This window comes from Nocardia farcinica, from assembly GCF_029867845.1.
Lineage (GTDB): Bacteria > Actinomycetota > Actinomycetes > Mycobacteriales > Mycobacteriaceae > Nocardia > Nocardia farcinica_A.
Map to the genome: position 1 here is coordinate 1 of NZ_JARWRU010000203.1, position 1,048 is coordinate 1,048.

Here is a 1,048-nt window from a genome sequence, read left to right on the forward strand (position 1 = left end):
GTGCGCGCCCCCTCGAACCCGATCGGTTCCCGAGGCCCACGCGCGCCGCACGGCGCCGGCGAGGGCGGGACCGGGTCGCGGGCGCTCGGCGGCCGGACGGGCAGGGGTGAACGCGGCGGCGAAGCCGGGCGCGGGAGCGGACGGAACGGGGTCGAGCCAGGTCGAGCGCAGGACCTCGGTGCGGCGGAAGCGCAACCCGCGCGGGCCGATCCAGGACGACCAGTCGTCGGTGAAGGCGGCATCGCCGTCGACTTTGGGCAACGGGGCGGTGGCGGGCGCACGCGTCTGCTCCCCCGCCGCGGGCCGGACGCGCACCGGAGGAGCGACGACACGGGTCGCTGCGGCGTGGTCGTCCGTCGGCGCGGCGAGCGGGTCCCCGGAACCGGCGGCACGGTGCGCGCCCTCCGCGAAGTCTTCGCAGTCCCCGAAGTGTCCTGGGTTCTCGAAGTGTTCGGAGTCCCCGAAATGTCCTGGCGCGGCGATGCTTTCGGGGACGGCGACATGTCCGGGGACGGCGACATGCCCGGGGACGGCGAAGCTGTCCCCGACCTCGCCGATGTGCGGGTGCGCGCTCCCCTGCGACGGCGCGACGGACACCGGCCGATCGTCCGGTTCGGCGAGCGCGAGGCCGGCCTCGGGCACCGGCGTCGGCCGGCGACCGGGCTGCCGGGCCGGGAAATCGGCAGGCGGCGCACCCACGGTGAACGCCGCGGGCACCATCTCCTCCCCCGCCCGCAGGTCGCCCCGCCGGGCGGTGTCGGCGTCCTCGTGGTCGTGGTGGTCGACGATGCCCCGCTTGCGCTGCTCGGTGTCGCGGCGCGCGGCGGAGGCGGCTGCCACGTATTCGGGACTGGCCAGGTAGTCGAGGCGCGCGCGGGCGGGGAAGCCCTCGGCGAGCAGGTCCTCGACCGAGACGCGCTCGCCAGCGCCGAGTTCGGTGATCAGGTCGTGGGCGCGCTCGGCGCGCCAGACGCCGGGGCGGCGCGCGGGGCGGGGGAACCCCGCGCGCAGCTCGGCGGCGGGCTCGGCGCCCACGCCCCCCCCGCGC

1 pseudogene is annotated in these 1,048 nt (G+C 77.7%); it reads right to left on the minus strand.

Going from position 1 to position 1,048, the window contains the following annotated elements:
* Window positions 1-1,048: pseudogene (locus QH283_RS04145) on the minus strand (hypothetical protein); the annotation flags it as partial.